Below are 22,580 nucleotides of genomic sequence, written 5' to 3' on the forward strand. Positions count from 1 at the left end.
AAAGCTCCGTTCAACATACTTCTGATAGAATCAATTTACAATTAAAATCAAACGTTTTCGTACACAAAAAGCCTTAAAATTCGATTATAGGTTGGCACTCTGCATATTAAACGTAAATTTGCACCTCCAAAAAAAATGCAATGACCGAATTTATACGAAAACGTACCGTTAACGCCAAAAACGATATTTTAAGTGGTGCTACGGTAGCCCTTGCTTTAGTGCCAGAAGCCGTCGCTTTTGCTTTTGTTGCCGGCGTGGACCCATTAGTGGGCTTATATGCTGCTTTTATGGTTGGCATAATTACCGCTATTTTTGGTGGTCGCCCTGGCATGATAAGTGGTGCAACCGGTGCTTTGGCCGTGGTTATGGTAAGTTTGGTTGCTGAAGGCAATACTTTTGGTGCCGAAGGCGATAATTTAGGGTTGTATTATTTATTTGCTACCGTTATTTTAATGGGTTTTATACAAATGTCGGCCGGGGTATTGAAGCTTGGGAAATTTGTGCGACTGATACCGCATCCTGTGATGATGGGTTTTGTGAATGGGCTAGCAATTGTAATATTTCTGTCACAATTAAACATGTTTAAAACCCATGAAAACGGGGAACTTAACTGGATGCAAGGCACACAATTGTTTACCATGATGGGGTTGGTTGCCTTAACCATGGCCATTATGTTTGGCTTGCCTAAACTTACCAAAAAACTACCTGAAGCTTTAATCGCTATTTTGGCGGTTTCGGCCATAGCAATTTTTGGAAATTTAGAAGTTGCCACCGTTGGTAGTTTTATTCGTGATGGTGGGGGCGACGGCCTTAAAGGCGGCTTGCCACAATTTCAAACGGCATTATTTAGTAAGGTGCCATTTACTTGGGAAACGCTCAAGTTTATTGGCCCTTATGCCCTAATTCTAGCGGCCATTGGCTTGATAGAATCGTTAATGACCTTAAACTTGGTTGATGAATTAACCGAAACCAGAGGCAATACCAACCGCGAATGTTTAGCGCAAGGTGGGGCCAATATTGTTACCGGACTTTTTGGGGGCATGGGGGGCTGTGCCATGATTGGCCAATCGCTCATCAATATAAAATCGGGTGGACGCACACGTTTGTCGGGCATTACTGCCGCCGTTTTGTTACTCATATTTATTGTTTTCGCCTCCTCATTTATTGAAAGAATCCCCATTGCAGCTTTAGTAGGCGTTATGTTTATGGTGGTAATTGGCACCTTTGCTTGGAGCAGTTTCAGGATTTTAAATAAAATTCCCTTAAGCGATGTGGTTGTTTTGGTGGCCGTTTCTACATTAACCATAATTTTCGATTTAGCTATTGCCGTTGTTGCAGGCGTGATAATGAGTGCCTTGGTGTTTTCTTGGGAAAATGCCAAACGAATTCGTGCACGCAAGCGTATGAAAGCTGATGGCACCAAGGTTTATGAAATTTGGGGCCCCTTGTTTTTTGGTTCAATCATAGCGTTTAATGACAAATTTGATGTTAAAAATGACCCCGACAAGATTGAAATTGATTTTGTAGAATCGCGCATCAGCGATCATTCTGCCATAGAAGCTATTTTCAACTTGGTGAATAAATATGAAGCTGAAGGAAAAACAATCAAACTGAAGCATTTAAGTGAAGATTGCAAGGAGTTGCTCTATAAATCGAACGCAAAATTTAGAGAAGTTATTGTGGAAGCTATTGACGACCCGCGCTATCATTTGGCCGAAAACCCCGAAGCGTTTACCAAAGGTTTGTCGGAATATCGATTTTAGTTCTGCAATTTTAACTGGATTACTGGAATCAACACGTTTTCGGTTGAAACATCAATTAAGATCCATCCCGAATTAAGGGCATGGTAGTACAGCGCAACAAACCGCCTTGTTTGCTTATTTCGGCATAAGGTACTTCTTCAACTATAAAACCGTGTTTTCGCAACCAGGTGTTTAACCTAGTGAAACTTTTTTCTGAAATAACCACATCTTCAGAAATAGAGAAAATATTACTGTTCATATTGTACATTTCCTCTTTTGAGATTTCAAAAACATGTTCCTTTCCGAAGAAATCAACCAACCACTGGTATTCGCGTTCAATTAAAAACCCATTTTTATGGATAATGGCCTTTCCTTTACCCAACGGTTGAAAGCAACAATCTAAATGCAGGGCGTTCTCTTTGGCATTGGTATTCGATTTACGAAGTTCGAAGGATTTAACGGTTTTATGCGGAAACAGTTCTTGAATGGCAATTACGGCATCCCTATTGGTGCGTGCCGTAATAAGCTGTGGGTAATCTTCACCGGAATAGGTGCCCATAAACACATGGTTGTTCCAAGGCATCACGTCGCCACCTTCCACATGACATTCTGGGGGCAATATGATGCGCTTATCTCTATCCACTTGATTCCAGACGTAGCGTATCGCCTCCACTTCGCTTTCACGATTTGGTAAAATATTGGCCCTAATTAGTTTGTCTTCAATAACAAACGCTATATCGCGCGAAAAAATTTGATTGCAATTTTCTATCACTTGTGGCCTAAAAACCTGCACGTTATACTTATTAAAAACGGCCGCAACGGCATCCATTTCGCGTACCAAATCGGCTTCTTTTGGGTAGGTTCCTGCCAACACATGTTCCATACTTTTAGGGTCGTAACAATCCTGTATGCGTGGTGTTGGCCCGCTACTTTCGGCTGTTCCTAAAATTACAGCCCTTAACCTTGACGTTTCGTTTTCTATATGAAGATGTAACATCCTGTAAATATAAAAAAGCTTCATAAGGTTTAGTTATGAAGCTTCTAAAATTTAACATATAAAACGTTTATCTGTTTTCTAAAGGTATAAATGGCCTAAGTGTTGCACCGGTATAAATTTGTCTAGGTCTGCCAATGGGCTCTTTACGCAAACGCATTTCGCGCCATTGTGCTATCCATCCTGGCAAGCGCCCTAAGGCGAACATAACGGTAAACATATCGGTTGGTATGCCCATACCTCTGTAAATAATTCCTGAATAGAAATCGACATTGGGATATAATTTCCTATCAACAAAGTATTGATCTTCCAAAGCTTCTTTTTCAAGTCCTTTGGCAATATCCAAAATGGGGTCTTGCACGCCCAAACTGGTCAAAACCTCATCGGCCGCTTTTTTAATGATTTTAGCGCGTGGGTCGAAGTTTTTATAAACACGGTGGCCAAAGCCCATTAAACGGAACGGATCTTGTTTGTCTTTGGCTTTTGCCATGTATTTTTTTGTATCGCCCCCATCGGCCTTAATAGCTTCCAGCATTTCCAAAACCGCTTGGTTTGCACCACCATGAAGTGGCCCCCAGAGCGCAGAAATACCCGCCGATAGCGATGCAAATAATCCAGCGTGTGATGAGCCTACAATCCTAACGGTTGATGTGGAACAGTTTTGCTCGTGGTCGGCATGTAAAATCAATAGCTTATCGAGTGCATCCACCAGAATTTGGTTTTGCAAATAACAAGCGTTAGGTTGCCTAAACATCATTTTTAATATGTTTTCAACGTAACCCAAGCTATTATCTCCATAATCTAATGGCAACCCGAGCCTTTTTCGGTAAGTCCAGGCAACCAAAACAGGAAATTTACCCATAATTTTTACGACTGAACGGTACATATCCTCTTCTGAATTCACGTTTACAGAAGACGGGTTAAAGGCCGTTAGCGCACTGGTTAATGAGGATATAACGCCCATAGGATGTGCCGACCTTGGAAAGGCATCTACAATTTTTTTAACATCTTCATCAACTATGGATTGTGCCTTAATATCATCATGGAATTTATCGTTTTGAGCTTTGGTTGGCAATTCCCCAAAAATCAATAGATAGGCTACCTCAAGAAAATCTGCTTTTTCGGCCAACTCTTCAATAGAATACCCTCGGTACCTTAATATGCCTTTTTCACCATCAAGAAATGTAATAGCACTTTCGCAAGAGCCCGTATTTTTATATCCGGGATCAATTGTAATAACACCATCTGATTTATCCCTAAAATCAGAAATATCAATCGCTAATTCATTTTCTGTTCCTTCTATAACCGGAAGTTCTATTTTTTTTCCATTAACTTCAATGGTAGCTGTATTCGCCATAAGTTTGAGTGATTTTTTAGTCTTCAATTGAATTGCTAATTTACGAAATATCTCATTATTAATTGAAGTCTTGAAAATAAAGATTTCATCAATTAACGAATTATCTAAAATCGTTGCAAAAAAAAAAGCGATTATTAAAATAATAACCACTTTTTTTAAAAATTTAATTTTTTACTATTTCACTTTGAAGGCTTTTTCTTGTGGAAAATAAGCCACTTCACCCAATTCTTCCTCAATTCGGAGCAATTGGTTGTATTTTGCCATACGGTCGCTACGTGATGCTGAACCTGTTTTAATCTGTCCACAGTTTAAAGCTACAGCCAAATCGGCAATGGTGTTATCTTCGGTTTCACCCGAACGGTGCGACATTACAGAGGTATAACCTGCGTTTTTTGCCATATTCACTGCAGCAATGGTTTCGGTTAACGACCCAATTTGGTTTACTTTGATAAGGATGGAGTTGGCAATGCCTTTCTCGATACCTGTTGCCAAACGCTCTACGTTGGTTACAAACAAATCATCTCCAACCAGTTGTACTTTATCACCAATTTTTTCGGTTAAAAGCTTCCAACCTTCCCAGTCGTTTTCATCCATGCCATCTTCAATAGAAATGATAGGGTATTTAGCAACCAGTTCCGCCAAATAGTCCGCTTGTTCAGCCGATGTTCTTACTTTACCTTTTTCGCCTTCAAATTTAGTATAATCGTATTTTCCGTTTTCATAAAATTCTGCCGACGCACAATCCAAGGCAATCATCACTTCTTCACCAAATTTATAACCAGCGTTTTCAACCGCCTTTTTAATAGAATCGATGGCATCTTCGGTTCCTCCAGCTAAGTTTGGCGCAAAACCACCCTCATCGCCTACTGCGGTTGAGAGGTTTCTATCGTGCAACACTTTTTTAAGATTATGGAAAATCTCGGTGCCCATTTGCATGGCGTGGGTAAAGTTTTTGGCTTTTACGGGCATGATCATAAACTCTTGGAAAGCAATGGGCGCATCACTATGCGACCCGCCATTGATGATGTTCATCATGGGCACAGGAAGCGTGTTGGCCGACACACCGCCAACGTACCGGTACAATGGCATATTCAGTTCGTTTGCCGCAGCTTTTGCTACTGCCAAAGAAACCCCTAAAATGGCGTTGGCCCCTAATTTCGATTTGTTTTTGGTCCCATCCAAATCAATCATGATCTGGTCGATTAAATTTTGCTCAAAAACCGACACACCCAATAATTCGGGAGCAATAACAGCATTCACGTTATCAACCGCTTTTAAAACGCCTTTGCCCATATAGGCTTTTCCGCCATCGCGTAATTCAACAGCTTCGTGCTCGCCTGTCGATGCTCCCGATGGTACGGCAGCACGCCCTAAAACACTGTTTTCTGTAATCACATCCACTTCAACCGTTGGGTTGCCTCTCGAATCTAGAATTTGTCTAGCATGTATATTAATTATAGCACTCATAATTGGTTATTTTTTTTACTTTTTTTATAGTTCAAATTTACGCTTAAATCTTATCTTTTCGTAGCTAATCACAAAGAAATATTCAAAAACTGCGCTACAACGTTTTAGTAACATTTCACCTAAAAAGAAAGAAAGCTTTTTGGGCGTTACCACAAGGGTCGGGCTATCCGCTATATTTTTTTAAAACGTTTTTTCAAGCACGAAGTGCAAACCATTTTATCAATTTCCAGTTTTCCAAAACACATTGTTGCCATGTTTTAAAAAGGATGCCGCTTCTATCCCTAACGCAAGCAAACAGCTATAAAATAGCCGCTATCCCCGGTTTTTAGTTTTTTTTAAAAGGCCTGTTATATTAAGACCCCCATGGTTTCGATAGGCATCAAAACCATGAGGTCTCATTTCACTAATTTTTCTTTATGTTCTCAATAAACTGATCGAACAGATACGAAGCATCGTGCGGCCCCGGACTTGCCTCAGGGTGGTACTGCACCGAAAAACAGTTTTTGTTTTTCATGGCCAATCCCGCTACCGTATGGTCGTTTAGGTGTACGTGCGTAACCTTTAAATCTGGGTGTGCCTCTGCTTCTTCCCTATTTACGGCAAAACCATGGTTTTGTGAGGTTATCTCGCCCTTACCTGTCATTAAGTTCTTTACAGGATGGTTGATGCCACGGTGGCCATTGTGCATCTTGTAGGTTGAAACCCCATTTGCCAAAGCAATTACTTGGTGCCCCAAGCAAATACCAAATAGTGGCAAATCGCGTTTTATAATTTCTTTTGCCAAAGCCTGCGCTTCAACCAACGGCTCTGGGTCGCCAGGGCCATTCGATAAAAAGTAGCCATCGGGCTTAAAGGCCTCTAAATCTTCAAAAGTTGCGTTATATGGAAATACCTTTATGTAAGCATCTCTTTTTGCTAAGTTGCGAAGGATGTTCTTTTTTATGCCCAAATCCAAAACTGAAATCTTATAGGTAGCGTTCTCATTGCCAACAAAATAAGGCTCCTTTGTTGAAACTTGCGATGCCAACTCCAAACCATCCATATCGGGCACTTCCAGAAGTTGCTTTTTCAAACCTTCAATATTATCAACATCCGTTGAGATTACAGCGTTCATGGCTCCATTATCCCTAATATAGCTTACCAAGGCGCGCGTATCCACATCAGAAATGGCCAGCAGGTTGTTTTTGTCTAAAAAGCTTTCCAACGAACCTTCCGCATCAACTCTGGAGTACACGTAACTAAAATTTTTACATATCAATCCTGCTATTTTAATGGAATCCGATTCTACTTCGTCTGCATTTACGCCATAATTACCAATGTGGGCATTGGTTGCCACCATGAGTTGTCCGTAATACGATGGATCGGTAAATATCTCTTGGTACCCCGTCATGCCTGTGTTGAAACATACTTCACCAAATGCGGTTCCCTGTTTATTTCCTACTGCTTTTCCATAAAAAATGGTACCATCGGCTAAAAGAATGATGGCTTTTTGTCTTTTTTGATATTTCATTCTGATTTTTATGAGATTTCCGCCTACGCGGAAAAAAAGGTTTTGCAAAAATGCTAAAAAAAAAGGATAAACTAAAATAGTTTATCAAAATCTGTTGTTATAATGTTGCATAGAAATGAATTATATCTATAACGTCTTCTTCTTTACTAAAAGATAATCTTTTCTTCTTCACGAAATCCATAATACTTTCTTCATTTTTATGAAGGACGCTGAGAATGTTCTTTTTATTCAATTTAATTTCTTGTAGTGCATTATCAAATAAAATGACAAAGTATTTACTTATTATTTTAAACTCAGAAGGTTTTAAAATGGTATTTGTTGTAGCATGAATTACGGCTTTCTTTTCAACTAGGCTAAAATCTTTCAACATAACAACACTATTTTTATTTTCATATAGTACTTGATAAAATTTACCATCATATCTTTTAAATGATTGATTATTAACATCTACCTTATCGATATTGTAAAACGAAAAAACGGAGTCGGTTGAAATTTTAGCAACAAACATAGAATTTTCAACATCAAAATTTATGTTAGGAACAAGTAACGTTTTTCCGTCTTGAGTGGTCATCATAGAATTATTGTTCCAAGCTTTAAAAAGGTATGGATTGCTGGTCGTAGAACTTTCACCTGGTTTTATATAAGCTTTTACCGTTCCGCCACCTCCACCAGGTCCAAGCGCACCATAATTAACAAAAGTTTGTGCATAAAGTGTTAAGTTAAAAAAAATAGCGCTTAATAATAAATAAATATGATTCATTTTGAATTGGTTTTTAAAACAGTTTCTGCATTTTAAAATTAATTGAGTATTAATATAAACAAAAAAGGTCAACTGAAGTATCAGTTGACCTTTTTTGTTTATGCCTTTATATACATTTATTCTTCTTCGTCTTTGGTTGCTTTTGGCTCAACAGTGGTAGCGGCGGCCGTGGCCCCTGCAACAGTGGCAGCAGCATCAGCCGATTTAGAACCACCTCTTCTGCTTCGTCTTGTTGTTTTCTTCTCTGGTTTACCTGCATTATAAATCTCGTTGTAATCAACAAGTTCTATCATGGCCATATCGGCATTATCACCTAAACGGTTTCCAAGTTTAATGATTCTTGTGTAGCCCCCTGGACGATCGCCCACTTTGGCAGCCACATCTCTAAACAATTCTGCCACAGCATCTTTCTGTCTTAACTTGGCCATAACTAGACGTCTGTTGTGTGTCGTGTCTTCTTTCGACTTGGTAATCATGGGTTCAACAAATTGTTTTAAAGCTTTTGCTTTGGCAACTGTTGTGTTAATACGCTTATGCTCAATTAAAGAACAGGCCATATTAGCTAACATTGATTTTCTGTGAGCAGTTTGCCTGCTTAAGTGATTTATTTTTTTTCCGTGTCTCATGACATTTTTGATTTGACATCATCTTGCTACCATATCCTTTTTGGAGAGCAAATTATGAGTCGTTAATAATTATTTTTTTTGTAAAAAACCCTAAAATCTTCAATCGTTAATCAACAATCGCTAATTCTCTAGTCTTTATCTAATTTATATTTGCTTAAGTCCATTCCGAAGTTTAAGCCTTTAACGTTTACTAGTTCTTCTAGCTCCGTTAACGACTTTTTACCAAAGTTCCTGAATTTCATTAAATCGTTTTTATTGAACGATACTAAATCGCCTAAAGTGTCCACTTCAGCAGCTTTTAAACAGTTAAGCGCACGTACCGATAAATCCATGTCGATTAACTTGGTTTTAAGCAATTGGCGCATGTGAAGCGATTCTTCATCGTAAGTCTCGGTTTGCGCAATTTCATCGGCTTCTAAGGTGATACGCTCATCCGAGAATAACATGAAGTGGTGAATTAAGGTTTTAGCTGCTTCGGTTAAAGCATCTTGCGGTGTAATGGAACCATCGGTGATGATTTCAAAAACCAATTTTTCATAATCGGTTTTTTGTTCAACACGGTAGTTCTCAATACTGTATTTTACGTTTTTTATTGGCGTATAGATAGAATCGGTAAAGATGGTGCCTATGGGTGCAGCCGCCTTTTTGTTTTCTTCCGCAGGCACATACCCCCGGCCTTTCTCAATAGTTATTTCCATATTGAAATTCACTTTGGGGTCTAAGTTACAGATTACTAATTCTGTATTCAACACTTGGAATCCTGAGATGAATTTTTGGAAATCGCCCGCTGTAATTTGATCTTGACCCGATATTGAAATTGAAATGGATTCGTTATCGATATCTTCTATCTGTCTTTTAAAACGTACTTGTTTTAAGTTTAATATGATTTCGGTCACATCTTCAACCACGCCTGCAATTGCCGAGAACTCATGATCTACACCTTCTATTCTAACCGATGTAATGGCGAATCCTTCCAAAGAAGAAAGCAAAACTCTTCTCAATGCGTTGCCTACTGTTAATCCATAACCGGGTTCTAAAGGTCGAAATTCGAATTTGCCTTCAAAATCGGTTGAATCAATCATGATTACCTTATCGGGCTTCTGAAAATTAAATACTGCCATGTTTTTCTTCGTTTTGATTGTTATTTGGTTGCGCGGTTTAAAAGTTTGAAGAAGACGAATAAACCCTTTGGCCAAATACCAATATGATTAATTTATTATTTAGAGTATAATTCGACGATGAATTGCTCGTTAATGTTTTCTGGAATCTGGATTCTTGCAGGAACAGACACATACGTTCCTTGTTTTGTAGCATCATTCCAAGTGATCCATTCGTAAACTTGACTTGAATTGGACAACGACCTGTTGATAGCCTCAATTGATTTCGATTTCTCTCTTACAGCTACAACATCGCCTGCTTTTAATTGGTATGAAGGGATGTTTACCAATTCTCCATTTACAGTAATGTGCCTATGGGAAACCAATTGTCTTGCGCCGTTTCTTGAAGGGGCAATACCCATTCTGTAAACCACGTTATCTAATCTGGACTCGCAAAGTTGCAATAACACTTCACCGGTAATACCTTGTGCTGCTCTTGCGCTTTCAAAGATGTTGCGGAATTGGCGCTCTAATATACCGTAAGTATATTTTGCTTTTTGCTTTTCTTGCAATTGGATTGCATACTCCGATTTTTTTCCACGTTTTCTTGCATTTCCGTGTTGACCTGGAGGGTAGTTTCTTTTTTCAAAAGATTTATCCTCACCATAAATAGCTTCACCGAATTTTCGGGCTATTTTCGTTTTAGGACCAGTATATCTTGCCATTTTAAATTGTTTTTTTAGAGCGATTATGAATTAAGGTCTTAATCTTATCCTTCGATAATCGGTAATCTCTAGTTGATACTTGTTAATTATTTTTTTCAGTTTGCAAATTTACACATAAAAAAATTAATATCAACTGTTTAGAACAACTGATATTAATTTTCTTGAAATGTGTGAAAATTTATACTCTTCTACGTTTTGGAGGGCGACATCCATTGTGAGGAAGTGGCGTAACATCGATGATTTCTGTTACTTCAATTCCTGCGTTGTGAATGGAACGGATAGCAGATTCCCTACCGTTGCCTGGGCCTTTAACGTACACTTTTACTTTCTTTAGGCCAGCTTCCAAAGCTACTGCTGAAGCATCTTCGGCAGCTAATTGTGCAGCGTAAGGGGTGTTCTTTTTAGAACCCCTAAAGCCCATTTTACCTGCTGATGACCAGGATATAACATCGCCTTTTTTGTTGGTTAAGGCGATGATGATGTTGTTGAAAGAAGCGTTTACGTGTGCCTCTCCTACTGAGTCAACTATAACTTTACGTTTTTTAGTGCTCTTTGTATTTGTTTTTGCCATTGTTTCTAGTTTTCAGTTGTTAGTTGATAGTCGCTAGAATCCTAAACCTTTTATAATTTCAAACAGATTCCTTCCAACGTCTAATTACTAAAGACTAATTATTATTTCGTTGCTTTTTTCTTGTTAGCAACCGTTTTTCTTCTACCTTTTCTAGTTCTAGAGTTGTTTTTGGTACGTTGCCCTCTTAAAGGAAGCCCCGATCTGTGGCGAATCCCTCTGTAACAGCCAATGTCCATCAAACGCTTGATGTTCAATTGGGTTTCCGAACGTAATTCACCTTCGATTTTAAAAGTTCCAACGGCTTCACGAATACCAGCAATTTGGTCGTCGTTCCAATCTTGAACTTTAATACTTTCATCAACATTAGCTTCCGCTAATATTTCCTTGGCTCTGCTTTTACCTATTCCGTAGATATAAGTTAAAGCGATAACACCTCTTTTGTTTTTTGGTATGTCTACACCTGCAATTCTTGCCATAATTACCCTTGTCTTTGTTTAAATCTAGGATTCTTTTTGTTTATAACGTAAAGTCTGCCTTTTCTACGCACGATAATACAATCTGCGCTTCTTTTTTTTACTGATGCTCTTACTTTCATTTTTTAACTGCTTAACGCATTATGCCTTAGGTTTTGTGCCTAATGCCTATTGCCTAATTAATATCTGTATGTTATTCGAGCCTTTGATAAATCGTAAGGACTCATTTCCAATTTTACTTTGTCTCCTGGCAATAATTTAATGTAATGCATTCGCATTTTACCAGAAATATGCGCCGTCACAATGTGACCATTTTCTAATTCAACACGAAACATGGCATTTGATAATGCCTCAATAATGGTTCCGTCTTGTTCTATTGCTGCTTGTTTTGCCATTTTTTTGTTATTGTTAGTGGTTATTGGTTGTTTGGTATCGTTCTATTGAAAATTATATTGTTCTAAAAATACACCTTCTAACTTTTAACTTCTAACTTCCATTCTCCTTTAAGCTATTGCTTTTCTATTCTTACCTGTTTTCATCAAGCCATCATAGTGCCTATTCAACAAATAGGAGTTTACTTGTTGCATGGTATCTATGGCAACACCTACTAAAATGATCAATGAAGTGCCTCCAAAAAACAACGCCCAACCTTGTTGTACGCCCATAATTTTAACAATTAGCGCTGGGAATACCGCAATAAATGCTAAAAATATAGAACCTGGCAAGGTTATTTGCGACATAATTTTATCTAAATATTCTGAGGTTTCAGAACCTGGTCGAATACCTGGAATAAAGCCACCGCTACGTTTTAGATCGTCGGCCATTTTATTGGTGGGCACCGTAATCGCGGTATAAAAATAGGTAAATACTATAATTAACAAGGCGAATGTGATGTTGTAGGCCAAACCAAAAATATCGGCATAATTTGTTTGAAGCCAAGTTCCGAAAGCTGTTTCCTTTAGGAAAGCAGACCTGCCAATTAAACCTGGCACAAACATAATGGCTTGAGCAAATATAATGGGCATAACGCCGGAAGCATTCAATTTTAATGGAATGTACTGTCTGGATCCTGCCATTACGTTTTTTTCGTAACTGCCGCTAGCCGTTCTTCTTGCGTACTGAACTGCAATTTTCCGAACCGCCATAACAAGCATGATACATGCTAATATGATGGCGAACCACAGTAATAGTTCAAAAAGAATCAACATGACGTTATTACCTTCTAGTCTTGTAGCCGCATTTTGTATAAACGATGCCGGAAGTCGGGCAATAATGCCAACCATAATCAATAAGGAAATACCGTTTCCAATACCTTTATCGGTAATTTTTTCGCCTAACCACATGGCGAAAATACAGCCGGTTACTAAAATAGTTACAGACGAAAAATAAAACAAAGGCCCTGTGCCCAATAAAAACGCGCTTGATGGAATACCCAACATAGGCAAACTTGCCAAATAACTAGGTGCTTGTAACAAACAGATAGCTATGGTAAGCCAACGCGTGATTTGGTTGATTTTCTTTTGACCACTCGCGCCTTCTTTTTGTAATTTTTGCAAATAAGGGATAGCGATTCCCATTAACTGCACTACAATTGAAGCAGAAATGTAAGGCATGATACCCAATGCAAATACAGATGCTTTAGCAAAAGCACCTCCAGTAAAAGCATTTAATAACCCAAGCAAACCAGAATCGGTACTGTTTTTTAAACCTTCTAATTGTGCGGCATCAATACCCGGTATTACAACCTGAGCACCAAAACGATACACTAACAGTAAGCTTAAAGTTACAATAATCCTGTTTCTTAGCTCTTCAATTTTCCAGACATTCTTTAACGATTCAATAAATTTCATACAAGATGGTCTTATAACGTTACGGCCTCACCTCCAGCAGCTTCAATTGCAGCTTTTGCTGAAGCAGTAAATTTGTGCGCTGTTACTTTTAATTTTGCTTTTAGTTCGCCTCTTCCCAATATTTTTATTAGGTCGTTCTTTCCAGCCAAACGGTTAGAGAACAAGGTTTCGAAATCAACCGTATCGGTTGCTTTTTTATCATCAACCAATTGCTGCAAGGTATCCAAATTTACACCTTGGTACTCTACACGGTTAACGTTTGTAAAACCAAATTTAGGAACGCGTCTTTGAAGTGGCATTTGTCCACCTTCAAAACCTATTTTCTTAGAATAACCTGAACGCGACTTGGCACCTTTATGGCCACGGGCAGCAGTACCGCCTTTGCCGGAACCTTGTCCACGACCTACTCTTTTTCCTTGGTTTTTAACTGAACCTTCTGCAGGTTTTAAATTACTTAAATCCATTTTTCAGTATATTATTATTTAATTTCCTCAACAGAAACTAAGTGATTTACTTTACTTACCATACCAAGTACGCTTGGTGTAGCTTCGTGCTCTTTTACTTGACCAATTTTTCTAAGACCTAAAGATTCTAAGACTCTTTTTTGTCGAAGCGGACAATTGATTGCGCTTTTAACTTTTGTTACTTTTATTTTTGCCATCTCTGTCTGTTTTAAGCTTTAAAAACCTGTTCAAGTGAAATACCTCTATCTCTAGCAATGGCGTTCGCGTCTCTTAATTGCAATAAAGCATCGAACGTTGCTTTTACTACGTTGTGAGGGTTTGATGACCCTTGCGATTTTGATAACACATCGTGCACACCAACTGCCTCAAGCACTGTTCTAACAGCACCACCTGCAATAACCCCGGTACCTGGTGCGGCAGGTATTATGTTTACACGGGCTCCGCCGTATTTACCTTTTTGTTCGTGTGGTAAAGTTCCTTTTAAAATGGGTATTCTAACAAGGTTTTTCTTAGCATCTTCAACCGCTTTTGCAATCGCACTCGCTACATCTTTTGATTTTCCTAAGCCTTGGCCTACCACACCAGCTTCATCACCAACCACTACGATTGCCGAAAAGCCAAATGCTCTACCACCCTTTGTTACTTTTGTAACCCTTTGTACACCAACCAAACGATCTTTAAGATCTAATCCACCTGGTTTTACTAATTCTGCGCTTTTATATTTACGATACATAATTTCTTAGAATTTAAGTCCTGCTTCTCTAGCTCCTTCGGCCAATGATTTTACTCTACCATGGTATAAATACCCACCCCTGTCGAAAGCGATGGTATCGATACCTGCTTTTAAAGCTTTTTCAGCAAGTGCTTTACCTACTAATTTTGCTACTTCAACTTTAGTTGCTTTTGCAGAACTAATATCTTTATCTCTTGAAGAGGCTGCACTGATAGTGTTACCAGTTACGTCATCTACAATTTGAGCATAAATTTCTTTATTACTTCTAAAAACAGATAATCTAGGTCTAGCTTCTGTACCAGAAACGATCTTACGAATTCTGCTTTTAATTCTTATTCTTCTTTCGTATTTTGTTAATGCCATAACTTACTTATTAAGCTGATTTACCTGCTTTTCTTCTTAATACCTCACCAACAAACTTAACGCCTTTACCTTTGTAAGGTTCTGGACTTCTAAATCCACGAATTTTTGCAGCTACTTGACCTACCAATTGTTTATCGTGTGATGTTAGTTTAATGATTGGGTTTTTTCCTTTTTCTGAAACTGTTTCAACTTTAACTTCTGGAGCTAAGTTCATAACGATAGCATGGGAGAACCCTAAAGCTAATTCCAGTTTTTGTCCTTGGTTGGTAGCTCTATATCCTACACCTACCAGTTCCAGTTCTTTGGTCCATCCTTTTGAAACACCGTGAATCATGTTAAGCATCAATGCTCTGTACAAACCGTGTTTTGCTTTTTGATCTTTAGTATCGGAAGAACGTGTTACTAAAACATTCCCGTCTTCAACTTTAATACCTACGGTATCGAAATTTTGGGTTAGTTCCCCTAATTTTCCTTTTACCGTAACTAAGCCGTCTTTTATATCAACTGTAACGCCTTGTGGAATTACTACTGGGTTATTACCTATTCTTGACATATCTTATCTTTTTAGTAAACGTAACACAAAATTTCGCCGCCTACGTTGTCTCTTTTGGCCTGTTTGCCCGTCATAACGCCATGCGACGTTGAAACGATGGCAATACCAAGACCGTTAAGGATTCTAGGTAGTTCTTTTGAACTTGCGTATTTACGTAAACCTGGTTTACTTATTCTTTCAATCTTTTTAATTACAGGCTCTTTGGTTTCTTTGTTGTACTTAAGGGCAATTTTGATGGTGCCCTGTACTGAAGAGTCATCGAACTTGTAACTTAAAATATATCCTTGCTCGAATAATATTTTAGTGATGTCTTTTTTTAGATTAGATGCTGGGATCTCAACCACTCGGTGGTTGGCGCGCACTGCATTTCTAATCCGTGTCAAATAATCCGCTATTGGATCTGTGTACATAATGAATTGATTTTGTGATTTTGGTTTTCATCCCGATGGCTATCGGTAGAACCTTAAACCTGATTATTAAAATAATGTTACCAACTTGCTTTTGTTACGCCCGGAATAAGGCCTTGATTGGCCATTTCCCTAAAGGTTACACGTGAAATTCCGAAAGTTCGCATGTAGCCTCTGGGCCTTCCTGTTAATTTACATCTATTATGTTGACGAATAGGATTTGCATTTCTGGGCAACTTTTGCAATGCTTCGTAATCGCCAGCTTCTTTCAAGGCTTTGCGTTTTTCGGCATATTTAGCTACTGTTTTAGATCTTTTTACCTCGCGGGCTTTCATTGATTCTTTAGCCATATCTTAGTTCTTTTGAAAAGGTAATCCTAATTCGGTTAATAATGATTTTGCTTCTTTATCGGTTTGAGCAGACGTTACAAAAGTAATGTCCATTCCAGAGATTCTGTTTACTTTGTCGATATTTATTTCAGGGAAAATGATTTGCTCGGTAATGCCTAAATTGTAGTTACCGCGCCCGTCAAATCCTGTTGCTTTAACACCGTTAAAATCTCTAACACGTGGAAGTGCCGAAGTTACCAAACGATCTAAAAACTCGTACATTTTTTCGCCACGTAAGGTTACTTTAACGCCAATTGGCATGCCTTTACGCAATTTGAATGATGCAACGTCTTTTTTAGAAATTGTTGAAATGGCTTTTTGTCCAGATATTGTAGTTACTTCTTCTACGGCGTAGTCGATTAACTTTTTGTCGGCCACTGCTGCCCCAACACCTTTAGATATTACTATCTTTAAAAGTTTAGGAACCTGCATGACGTTTTTATATCCAAATTCGTCTGTAAGAGCTGCAATTACTCTGCTTTTATACTCTTCTTTAAGTCTCGGTGAATATGCCATAACTAAATTACTTCATTTGATTTTTTAGAAAATCTCACTTTTTTTCCGCCTTCAACTTTATAACCAACTCGTGTTGTTTCACCTTTTTTGGTTAACAATGATAAGTTGGAAATATGGATAGCAGCTTCTTTCTCTACGATTCCGCCTTGAGGGTTTTTAGCACTTGGTTTTGTGTGTTTCTTAACCAAGTTTACACCTTCTACAATCGCTTTGTTCTTGTCTATTAATACTTTTTGTACTTTGCCTTCGGCACCTTTATGGTCGCCAGCAATTACTTTTACGGTATCTCCAGTTTTTATTTTAAGCTTTGTCATCTTAAATTAATGTATTAAAGCACTTCGGGTGCTAATGATACAATTTTCATGAATTGTTTATCACGAAGTTCTCTAGCAACTGGACCAAATACGCGGGTGCCTCTCATTTCGCCTTGGGCGTTTAGAAGGACGCATGCGTTATCGTCAAATCTTATATAAGATCCGTCTGGTCTTCTTACTTCCTTTGTTGTACGAACAACCACTGCAGTTGAAACAGCGCCTTTTTTAATGTTTCCATTAGGTGTGGCGTCTTTAATTGAAACAACTATTTTGTCTCCCACAGAAGCGTATCGTCGTTTAGTACCACCAAGAACACGGATCGTTAAAACTTCCTTTGCTCCTGTGTTATCTGCTACTTTTAATCTTGATTCTTGCTGTAACATATTATTTAGCTCTTTCTATAATTTCAACTAATCTCCAACATTTAGATTTACTTAAAGGTCGTGTTTCCATGATTCTTACGGTATCTCCAATATTACAATCGTTCGTTTCGTCGTGTGCAACGTATTTTTTCGTTTTTAACACGAACTTTCCATACATAGGGTGTTTTACTTTTTTTACCTCGGCAACGACAATTGATTTCTCCATTTTGTTGCTAGTAACCACGCCTATACGTTCTTTTCTTAAATTTCTTGTTTCCATCTTTTAGCAGAATTATTGTAATTCTCTTTTAGTTAATTCGGTCGCAATTCTAGCAACGCTTCGGCGCACCTTGCGTAACTGGATTGGATTTTCTAAAGGAGATATTGCATGAGCTAACTTTAGGTCAGAATAACTCTTTTTTGTTTCACCAAGTTTCTCTTGTAACTCGGCTACTGATAATTCTTTAATTTCTGATTGTTTCATAATATCAAATAAATTATGCTTCGTAATCGCGAGCAATTATAAACTTAGTTTTAACTGGTAGTTTTTGAGCTGCCAAACGTAACGCTTCTTTTGCGATGTCCAACGATACTCCTCCTACTTCAAAAAGCATTCTTCCTGGTTTCACAACGGCTACCCAATATTCAACGGCACCTTTACCTTTACCCATACGCACTTCAAGAGGCTTTTTTGTAATTGGCTTGTCTGGAAAAATTTTAATCCAAAGTTGCCCTTCTCTTTTCATGTAACGTGTAGCGGCAATACGTGCTGCTTCTATTTGACGTGATGTTAAAAACTCAGATTCGAGTGATTTTATACCAAAAGATCCGTTTGATAGAAGGTGTCCTCTTTGAGAAAGACCCTTCATACGTCCTTTTTGTTGCTTACGAAATTTTGTTCTTTTAGGCTGTAACATTTTTCTTTACTTTATAAAAAATTACTTTCTACGACGTGGTTTGGAATTATTTCCGCCACGTGGTGCTGCTCCAGCACCTGCCTTTCCTTGCTTTTTGGATAAACCAACTAGCGGAGAAAGTTCTCTTTTACCATATACTTCACCTTTCATAATCCACACTTTCACACCTAACCTACCATAGGTTGTGTGTGCCTCAACAAGTGAGTAATCAATATCGGCTCTAAAGGTTGATAAAGGAATACGTCCTTCTTTGTAGTGTTCTGAACGTGCCATTTCAGCACCGTTCAAACGACCAGAGATTTGAACTTTAATTCCTTCTGCGTTCATGCGCATTGTAGCAGCAATAGCCATTTTTATGGCACGACGGTATGAAATTCTGTTTTCAATTTGGCGTGCGATGCTTGTTCCTACTAAAAATGCATCGAGTTCAGGTCTTTTAATTTCAAAAATGTTGATCTGAACTTCTTTTCCAGTAATTTTTTTAAGTTCTTCTTTTAACTTGTCTACCTCTTGGCCACCTTTACCGATAATGATACCGGGTCTTGCAGTAGTGATAGTAACGGTTACAAGTTTTAAAGTTCTTTCAATAATTACTCTGCTTACACTAGCTTTAGATAAACGTACGTGCACGTATTTTCTAATTTTATCGTCTTCGGCAAGCTTATCTCCGTAATCATTACCTCCGTACCAGTTGGATTCCCATCCTCTGATAATACCTAAGCGATTTCCGATTGGATTTGTTTTTTGTCCCATACTTCTATCTTAGCTTTGTGTGTTATTGTTTGCCCCAACTACAATGGTTACGTGGTTTGAGCGTTTTCTTATTCTGTGTGCGCGACCTTGAGGTGCTGGACGCAATCTTTTTAACATGGCGCCTCCATCTACTCTAATCTCTTTAACGATCAACTCTGCATCTTCAATGCTTGCTGCTTCGTTTTTTGATTGCCAGTTAGCAATTGCCGATAAAAGCAATTTTTCTAATTTAGCAGAAGCTTCCTTTTGGTTGAACTTTAAGATATTAAGTGCTTTCTCAACTTTTTCACCTCTTACTAAATCGGCTACTAAACGCATTTTTCTTGGTGAGGTAGGACAATTATTAAGTTTTGCAAAAGCAATGTCTTTTTTTGCTTCCTTAATAGCGTCTGCCATTTGTTTTTTACGACTTCCCATAGCTTACTACTTTTTACCTTTGTTTTTAGCACCTGCATGCCCACGGAATGAACGTGTTGGTGAAAATTCTCCTAATTTATGACCTACCATGTTTTCTGTTACATAAACAGGAACGAACTGGCGGCCATTGTGCACTGCGATGGTTTGTCCAACAAAATCGGGCGTTATCATGCTGGCTCTGGACCAGGTTTTGATGACGGTTTTCTTGTTGGCCTCCACATTTTCAGCCACTTTTTTCTCTAATTTATAATGAACGTAAGGTCCTTTTTTTAATGATCTTGCCATGTCTTATTTCTTTCTACGTTCTACAATGTATTTGTTTGTCGGATTCTTTTTAGAACGGGTTCTGTAACCTTTAGCAGGAATGCCTTTTCTAGAGCGAGGATGCCCACCTGAAGCACGTCCTTCGCCACCTCCCATAGGATGATCGACAGGGTTCATTACTACTGGTCTAGTACGAGGTCTTCTTCCTAGCCATCTTGTTCTACCCGCTTTACCAGATACTAACAATTGGTGGTCTGAATTTGAAACCACCCCAATAGTTGCCATACAGGTTACAAGAATTAAGCGTATTTCGCCAGAAGGCAATTTAATGGTTGCAAATTTACCATCCCTTGCCATTAACTGTGCAAAAGCTCCGGCGCTGCGCGCCATAATAGCACCTTGACCGGGACGTAGCTCTAAACAGGAAATAATGGTTCCTAAAGGAATTTGGCTAAGTGGCATGGCGTTCCCAATTTCTGGAGCTACATTTTCTCCTGAAACCACGGTTTGACCAACCTGTAAACCGTTTTGAGCAACGATATATCTTTTTTCGCCGTCTTGATAGTTCAATAATGCGATAAAGGCGGTTCTGTTTGGATCGTATTCGATAGATTTAACTTCTGCTGGGATTCCAGTTTTGTTACGTTTGAAATCGATGATACGATACTTCTTTTTATGACCACCACCTATATAGCGCATGGTCATTTTTCCTTGACTGTTTCTACCACCAGACTTTTTGTGCGGAGCAATTAAGCTTTTCTCCGGCTTATCAGTAGTAATGGCGTCAAATCCATTAACTACTCTAAAACGCTGTCCTGGTGTGATTGGTTTTAATTTTCTTACTGACATTAGTCTTTAATTACATGTTACTGTATAAATCAATCATTTCACCTTCCGCCAGTTGTACAATTGCTTTTTTAACGGCATTTGTTTTACCATGTTGAATACCCGTTTTTGTAAAACGCGTTCTTCTATCTGGACGGACATTTATAGTACGAACTTTTTTAACAGAAACACCATAAGCAGCTTCTACCGCTTTTTTTATTTCTATCTTGTTCGCCTTGGTATTCACTGCGAATGTATAGCAATTTCTTAGCTCGCTATTAGCAGTCGCTTTTTCAGTGATTATAGGTTTAATTAAGATATCCATGGTTTCTATTTACTTAAATTTGTTTCAATTCCTTCTAAAGCTCCTTCTAAAAGCACTACTTGATTGGCATTTAAAATCTTGTAAGTGTTTAATTCTGAAGCTGTTATAACTTCTGAGCCTTGTAAATTACGTGAGGACAAATATACATTATTATTTGAGCCACCCAACACAAACAGCGATTTTTTGTTTTCAAGGTTTAATGCCTTTAAAACTGCTGTAAAATTCTTTGTTTTTGGCGCATCGAAATTGAAATCTTCCAACACCACGATAGATTGTTCTCCTGCTTTGATACTTAAGGCCGACCTACGCGCTAAACGCTTTAAATTTTTGTTAAGTTTGAAGCTGTAATTTCTTGGTCTTGGACCGAACATACGACCACCACCTTTGAAAACGCCCGACTTAATGCTACCTGCTCTTGCGGTACCAGTTCCTTTTTGCTTTTTAAGCTTACGTGTACTACCAGAGATCTCGGCACGTTCTTTCGATTTGTGGGTTCCCTGTCTTTGGTTTGCCAAATATTGTTTAACATCCAAATATACAGCGTGATTATTAGGCTCAATAGCGAATACATCTTGAGAAAGCTCTGCTTTTCTACCTGTATCTTTTCCGTTTATATCTAAAACTGCTACTTTCATTATTTTCTAATAATTACATAAGCGTTTTTATGTCCAGGTACACAACCTTTAACAACTAGTAGATTTTTATCTGCTACTACTTTTAAAACCCTTAAATTTTCAACTTTTACAGAATCGCCACCCATTCTACCTGCCATACGAATTCCTTTGAAAACGCGTGCAGGGTACGAAGCAGCTCCAACAGAACCAGGGGCTCTTAAACGGTTATGCTGACCGTGGGTAGATTGCCCAACACCACCAAAACCATGACGCTTTACAACGCCTTGGAATCCTTTTCCTTTTGATATTCCAGAAACATCAACAAATTCACCTTCTACAAAGTGCTCTACGGTGATTGCGTCACCTAATTTGTACTCCTTATCAAAACCTTTGAACTCTACGATTTTGCGTTTTACAGAAGTCCCTGCTTTTTTAGCGTGACCTAAGTCCGCTTTAGTAGCGCTTTTTTCTGTCGCGTCATCGAAACCAAGTTGAAGCGCTTTGTAGCCATCAACTTCTTCGGTTCTGACTTGGGTAACGATACATGGTCCAGCTTCGATTACTGTACATGGAATGTTTTTTCCATTTTCATCGAAAATGCTGGTCATACCGATTTTTTTTCCAATTAACCCAGACATAATTATTATTTATTTGTTTTACGGACAAGTCGCGACTTGCCCTTACGTTAAATTTATTATAGACAGTTCGCGAGCCGTCTCTACGCGGGTGTCCCTGCGATATTAAAAATTCAAGGCCGAAAATACATTTCAGCCTTGAATTGTATTTTTCCGTTTTTCCTTAACCATCGTTAAGGACATTTTACTTTCTCTTAATGAGATCCCGAAACAAGTTCGGGATGTAAATTAAAGCTTATCTGCTTAAACTTTAATTTCCACTTCAACGCCACTTGGCAATTCAAGCTTCATCAGCGCATCAATGGTTTTTGATGATGAGGAATAAATATCCAATAGGCGCATGTAAGAGCTTAATTGGAATTGTTCCCTAGCTTTTTTGTTTACGTGTGGAGAACGTAATACAGTGAAAATTTTCTTGTTTGTTGGTAATGGAATTGGCCCTGTTACCACCGCACCTGTACTTTTTACTGTTTTTACAATCTTGTCGGCCGATTTATCTACCAAATTGTGATCGTAAGATTTTAATTTTATTCTGATTTTTTGACTCATTTTCTTAA

General features: G+C 38.4%; 35 protein-coding genes. 1 reads left to right on the top strand and 34 read right to left on the bottom strand.

The window, feature by feature from the left end; translation table 11 throughout:
* Positions 1 to 140 precede the first annotated feature (140 nt).
* A complete protein-coding gene (locus tag GQO80_RS06010; protein WP_157207435.1) occupies positions 141 to 1,763 on the top strand; it encodes a SulP family inorganic anion transporter in 1,623 nt (540 codons plus the stop codon).
* Positions 1,764 to 1,818: 55 nt separating this feature from the next.
* Here the strand turns inward: GQO80_RS06010 and GQO80_RS06015 are convergent, their stop codons facing one another.
* From GQO80_RS06015 to rpsJ, 34 genes are all read right to left on the bottom strand, one after another.
* Entirely contained in the window at positions 1,819 to 2,739 is a 921-nt protein-coding gene (locus tag GQO80_RS06015; RefSeq protein ID WP_157207650.1) for a dimethylarginine dimethylaminohydrolase family protein, read from the bottom strand.
* Positions 2,740 to 2,806: 67 nt separating this feature from the next.
* A complete protein-coding gene (locus GQO80_RS06020) occupies positions 2,807 to 4,093 on the bottom strand; it encodes a citrate synthase (RefSeq protein ID WP_157207436.1) in 1,287 nt (428 codons plus the stop codon).
* A 174-nt stretch (positions 4,094 to 4,267) separates the two neighbouring features.
* Positions 4,268 to 5,560, bottom strand: a complete 1,293-nt coding sequence (gene eno, locus GQO80_RS06025; protein ID WP_157207437.1) for a phosphopyruvate hydratase — start codon at positions 5,558 to 5,560, stop codon at positions 4,268 to 4,270.
* A 403-nt stretch (positions 5,561 to 5,963) separates the two neighbouring features.
* Complete coding sequence (carA, locus tag GQO80_RS06030) at positions 5,964 to 7,070, bottom strand: glutamine-hydrolyzing carbamoyl-phosphate synthase small subunit (protein WP_157207438.1); 1,107 nt, start codon at positions 7,068 to 7,070, stop codon at positions 5,964 to 5,966.
* Positions 7,071 to 7,167: 97 nt separating this feature from the next.
* Positions 7,168 to 7,830: a hypothetical protein gene (locus GQO80_RS06035; protein ID WP_157207439.1), complete on the bottom strand. Its 663-nt coding sequence runs from the start codon at positions 7,828 to 7,830 to the stop codon at positions 7,168 to 7,170.
* Between the two features lie 116 nt (positions 7,831 to 7,946).
* Complete coding sequence (gene rplQ, locus GQO80_RS06040) at positions 7,947 to 8,456, bottom strand: 50S ribosomal protein L17 (RefSeq protein ID WP_157207440.1); 510 nt, start codon at positions 8,454 to 8,456, stop codon at positions 7,947 to 7,949.
* 128 nt (positions 8,457 to 8,584) lie between these two features.
* A complete protein-coding gene (locus tag GQO80_RS06045) occupies positions 8,585 to 9,577 on the bottom strand; it encodes a DNA-directed RNA polymerase subunit alpha (RefSeq protein WP_157207441.1) in 993 nt (330 codons plus the stop codon).
* 95 nt (positions 9,578 to 9,672) lie between these two features.
* Positions 9,673 to 10,278, bottom strand: a complete 606-nt coding sequence (rpsD, locus tag GQO80_RS06050; protein WP_157207442.1) for a 30S ribosomal protein S4 — start codon at positions 10,276 to 10,278, stop codon at positions 9,673 to 9,675.
* A gap of 178 nt (positions 10,279 to 10,456) precedes the next feature.
* Positions 10,457 to 10,849 carry a 30S ribosomal protein S11 gene (gene rpsK / locus GQO80_RS06055; RefSeq protein ID WP_157207443.1) on the bottom strand — a complete coding sequence of 131 codons (393 nt, stop codon included), beginning with the start codon at positions 10,847 to 10,849 and terminating at the stop codon, positions 10,457 to 10,459.
* A gap of 101 nt (positions 10,850 to 10,950) precedes the next feature.
* Positions 10,951 to 11,325 (bottom strand): 30S ribosomal protein S13, encoded by a 375-nt coding sequence (rpsM, locus tag GQO80_RS06060; protein WP_157207444.1) that lies wholly within the window; start codon positions 11,323 to 11,325, stop codon positions 10,951 to 10,953.
* A gap of 2 nt (positions 11,326 to 11,327) precedes the next feature.
* A complete protein-coding gene (gene ykgO / locus GQO80_RS06065) occupies positions 11,328 to 11,444 on the bottom strand; it encodes a type B 50S ribosomal protein L36 (protein WP_074961360.1) in 117 nt (38 codons plus the stop codon).
* 57 nt (positions 11,445 to 11,501) lie between these two features.
* The gene (gene infA, locus GQO80_RS06070) at positions 11,502 to 11,717 is read right to left on the bottom strand and encodes a translation initiation factor IF-1 (protein ID WP_028289261.1); all 216 of its coding nucleotides are present in this window, start codon (positions 11,715 to 11,717) and stop codon (positions 11,502 to 11,504) included.
* 108 nt (positions 11,718 to 11,825) lie between these two features.
* On the bottom strand, positions 11,826 to 13,172 hold the full coding sequence (gene secY, locus GQO80_RS06075; RefSeq protein ID WP_157207445.1) for a preprotein translocase subunit SecY: 1,347 nt from the start codon (positions 13,170 to 13,172) through the stop codon (positions 11,826 to 11,828).
* An 11-nt stretch (positions 13,173 to 13,183) separates the two neighbouring features.
* Positions 13,184 to 13,636, bottom strand: coding sequence for a 50S ribosomal protein L15 (gene rplO, locus GQO80_RS06080; RefSeq protein WP_157207446.1), 453 nt, complete (start codon positions 13,634 to 13,636; stop codon positions 13,184 to 13,186).
* Between the two features lie 14 nt (positions 13,637 to 13,650).
* On the bottom strand, positions 13,651 to 13,833 hold the full coding sequence (gene rpmD, locus GQO80_RS06085; RefSeq protein ID WP_157207447.1) for a 50S ribosomal protein L30: 183 nt from the start codon (positions 13,831 to 13,833) through the stop codon (positions 13,651 to 13,653).
* A gap of 11 nt (positions 13,834 to 13,844) precedes the next feature.
* Positions 13,845 to 14,369: a 30S ribosomal protein S5 gene (rpsE, locus tag GQO80_RS06090; protein WP_157207448.1), complete on the bottom strand. Its 525-nt coding sequence runs from the start codon at positions 14,367 to 14,369 to the stop codon at positions 13,845 to 13,847.
* A 6-nt stretch (positions 14,370 to 14,375) separates the two neighbouring features.
* Positions 14,376 to 14,732 (bottom strand): 50S ribosomal protein L18, encoded by a 357-nt coding sequence (gene rplR, locus GQO80_RS06095; RefSeq protein ID WP_157207449.1) that lies wholly within the window; start codon positions 14,730 to 14,732, stop codon positions 14,376 to 14,378.
* Positions 14,733 to 14,742: 10 nt separating this feature from the next.
* Positions 14,743 to 15,285: a 50S ribosomal protein L6 gene (gene rplF / locus GQO80_RS06100; protein WP_157207450.1), complete on the bottom strand. Its 543-nt coding sequence runs from the start codon at positions 15,283 to 15,285 to the stop codon at positions 14,743 to 14,745.
* 11 nt (positions 15,286 to 15,296) lie between these two features.
* Complete coding sequence (gene rpsH, locus GQO80_RS06105; protein ID WP_157207451.1) at positions 15,297 to 15,695, bottom strand: 30S ribosomal protein S8; 399 nt, start codon at positions 15,693 to 15,695, stop codon at positions 15,297 to 15,299.
* Between the two features lie 77 nt (positions 15,696 to 15,772).
* A complete protein-coding gene (rpsN, locus tag GQO80_RS06110; protein ID WP_157207452.1) occupies positions 15,773 to 16,042 on the bottom strand; it encodes a 30S ribosomal protein S14 in 270 nt (89 codons plus the stop codon).
* 3 nt (positions 16,043 to 16,045) lie between these two features.
* Positions 16,046 to 16,597: a 50S ribosomal protein L5 gene (gene rplE, locus GQO80_RS06115; protein ID WP_157207453.1), complete on the bottom strand. Its 552-nt coding sequence runs from the start codon at positions 16,595 to 16,597 to the stop codon at positions 16,046 to 16,048.
* A 2-nt stretch (positions 16,598 to 16,599) separates the two neighbouring features.
* Positions 16,600 to 16,911, bottom strand: a complete 312-nt coding sequence (gene rplX / locus GQO80_RS06120) for a 50S ribosomal protein L24 (RefSeq protein WP_157207454.1) — start codon at positions 16,909 to 16,911, stop codon at positions 16,600 to 16,602.
* Between the two features lie 14 nt (positions 16,912 to 16,925).
* Positions 16,926 to 17,294, bottom strand: a complete 369-nt coding sequence (gene rplN, locus GQO80_RS06125) for a 50S ribosomal protein L14 (RefSeq protein ID WP_132218421.1) — start codon at positions 17,292 to 17,294, stop codon at positions 16,926 to 16,928.
* Between the two features lies 1 nt (position 17,295).
* Entirely contained in the window at positions 17,296 to 17,553 is a 258-nt protein-coding gene (rpsQ, locus tag GQO80_RS06130; RefSeq protein WP_157207455.1) for a 30S ribosomal protein S17, read from the bottom strand.
* Positions 17,554 to 17,565: 12 nt separating this feature from the next.
* Positions 17,566 to 17,757 carry a 50S ribosomal protein L29 gene (gene rpmC, locus GQO80_RS06135; RefSeq protein WP_157207456.1) on the bottom strand — a complete coding sequence of 64 codons (192 nt, stop codon included), beginning with the start codon at positions 17,755 to 17,757 and terminating at the stop codon, positions 17,566 to 17,568.
* Between the two features lie 13 nt (positions 17,758 to 17,770).
* Positions 17,771 to 18,190, bottom strand: a complete 420-nt coding sequence (rplP, locus tag GQO80_RS06140; protein ID WP_157207457.1) for a 50S ribosomal protein L16 — start codon at positions 18,188 to 18,190, stop codon at positions 17,771 to 17,773.
* Positions 18,191 to 18,211: 21 nt separating this feature from the next.
* Positions 18,212 to 18,943, bottom strand: a complete 732-nt coding sequence (gene rpsC, locus GQO80_RS06145) for a 30S ribosomal protein S3 (protein ID WP_157207458.1) — start codon at positions 18,941 to 18,943, stop codon at positions 18,212 to 18,214.
* 9 nt (positions 18,944 to 18,952) lie between these two features.
* On the bottom strand, positions 18,953 to 19,360 hold the full coding sequence (rplV, locus tag GQO80_RS06150; protein ID WP_157207459.1) for a 50S ribosomal protein L22: 408 nt from the start codon (positions 19,358 to 19,360) through the stop codon (positions 18,953 to 18,955).
* A gap of 6 nt (positions 19,361 to 19,366) precedes the next feature.
* Positions 19,367 to 19,645 (bottom strand): 30S ribosomal protein S19, encoded by a 279-nt coding sequence (gene rpsS / locus GQO80_RS06155; protein ID WP_157207460.1) that lies wholly within the window; start codon positions 19,643 to 19,645, stop codon positions 19,367 to 19,369.
* A 3-nt stretch (positions 19,646 to 19,648) separates the two neighbouring features.
* Positions 19,649 to 20,473 carry a 50S ribosomal protein L2 gene (gene rplB / locus GQO80_RS06160; RefSeq protein WP_157207461.1) on the bottom strand — a complete coding sequence of 275 codons (825 nt, stop codon included), beginning with the start codon at positions 20,471 to 20,473 and terminating at the stop codon, positions 19,649 to 19,651.
* Between the two features lie 10 nt (positions 20,474 to 20,483).
* Positions 20,484 to 20,774 carry a 50S ribosomal protein L23 gene (gene rplW, locus GQO80_RS06165; protein ID WP_157207462.1) on the bottom strand — a complete coding sequence of 97 codons (291 nt, stop codon included), beginning with the start codon at positions 20,772 to 20,774 and terminating at the stop codon, positions 20,484 to 20,486.
* A 5-nt stretch (positions 20,775 to 20,779) separates the two neighbouring features.
* The gene (gene rplD / locus GQO80_RS06170; protein WP_157207463.1) at positions 20,780 to 21,409 is read right to left on the bottom strand and encodes a 50S ribosomal protein L4; all 630 of its coding nucleotides are present in this window, start codon (positions 21,407 to 21,409) and stop codon (positions 20,780 to 20,782) included.
* Complete coding sequence (gene rplC / locus GQO80_RS06175; RefSeq protein ID WP_157207464.1) at positions 21,409 to 22,026, bottom strand: 50S ribosomal protein L3; 618 nt, start codon at positions 22,024 to 22,026, stop codon at positions 21,409 to 21,411. Before rplC ends, rplD begins: the two co-directional genes overlap by 1 nt.
* Positions 22,027 to 22,266: 240 nt before the next feature.
* A complete protein-coding gene (gene rpsJ, locus GQO80_RS06180) occupies positions 22,267 to 22,572 on the bottom strand; it encodes a 30S ribosomal protein S10 (RefSeq protein WP_157207465.1) in 306 nt (101 codons plus the stop codon).
* Positions 22,573 to 22,580 lie beyond the last annotated feature (8 nt).

The sequence above is a fragment of the Mariniflexile maritimum genome (genome assembly GCF_009746565.1).
GTDB classification, from domain to species: Bacteria; Bacteroidota; Bacteroidia; order Flavobacteriales; family Flavobacteriaceae; genus Mariniflexile; species Mariniflexile maritimum.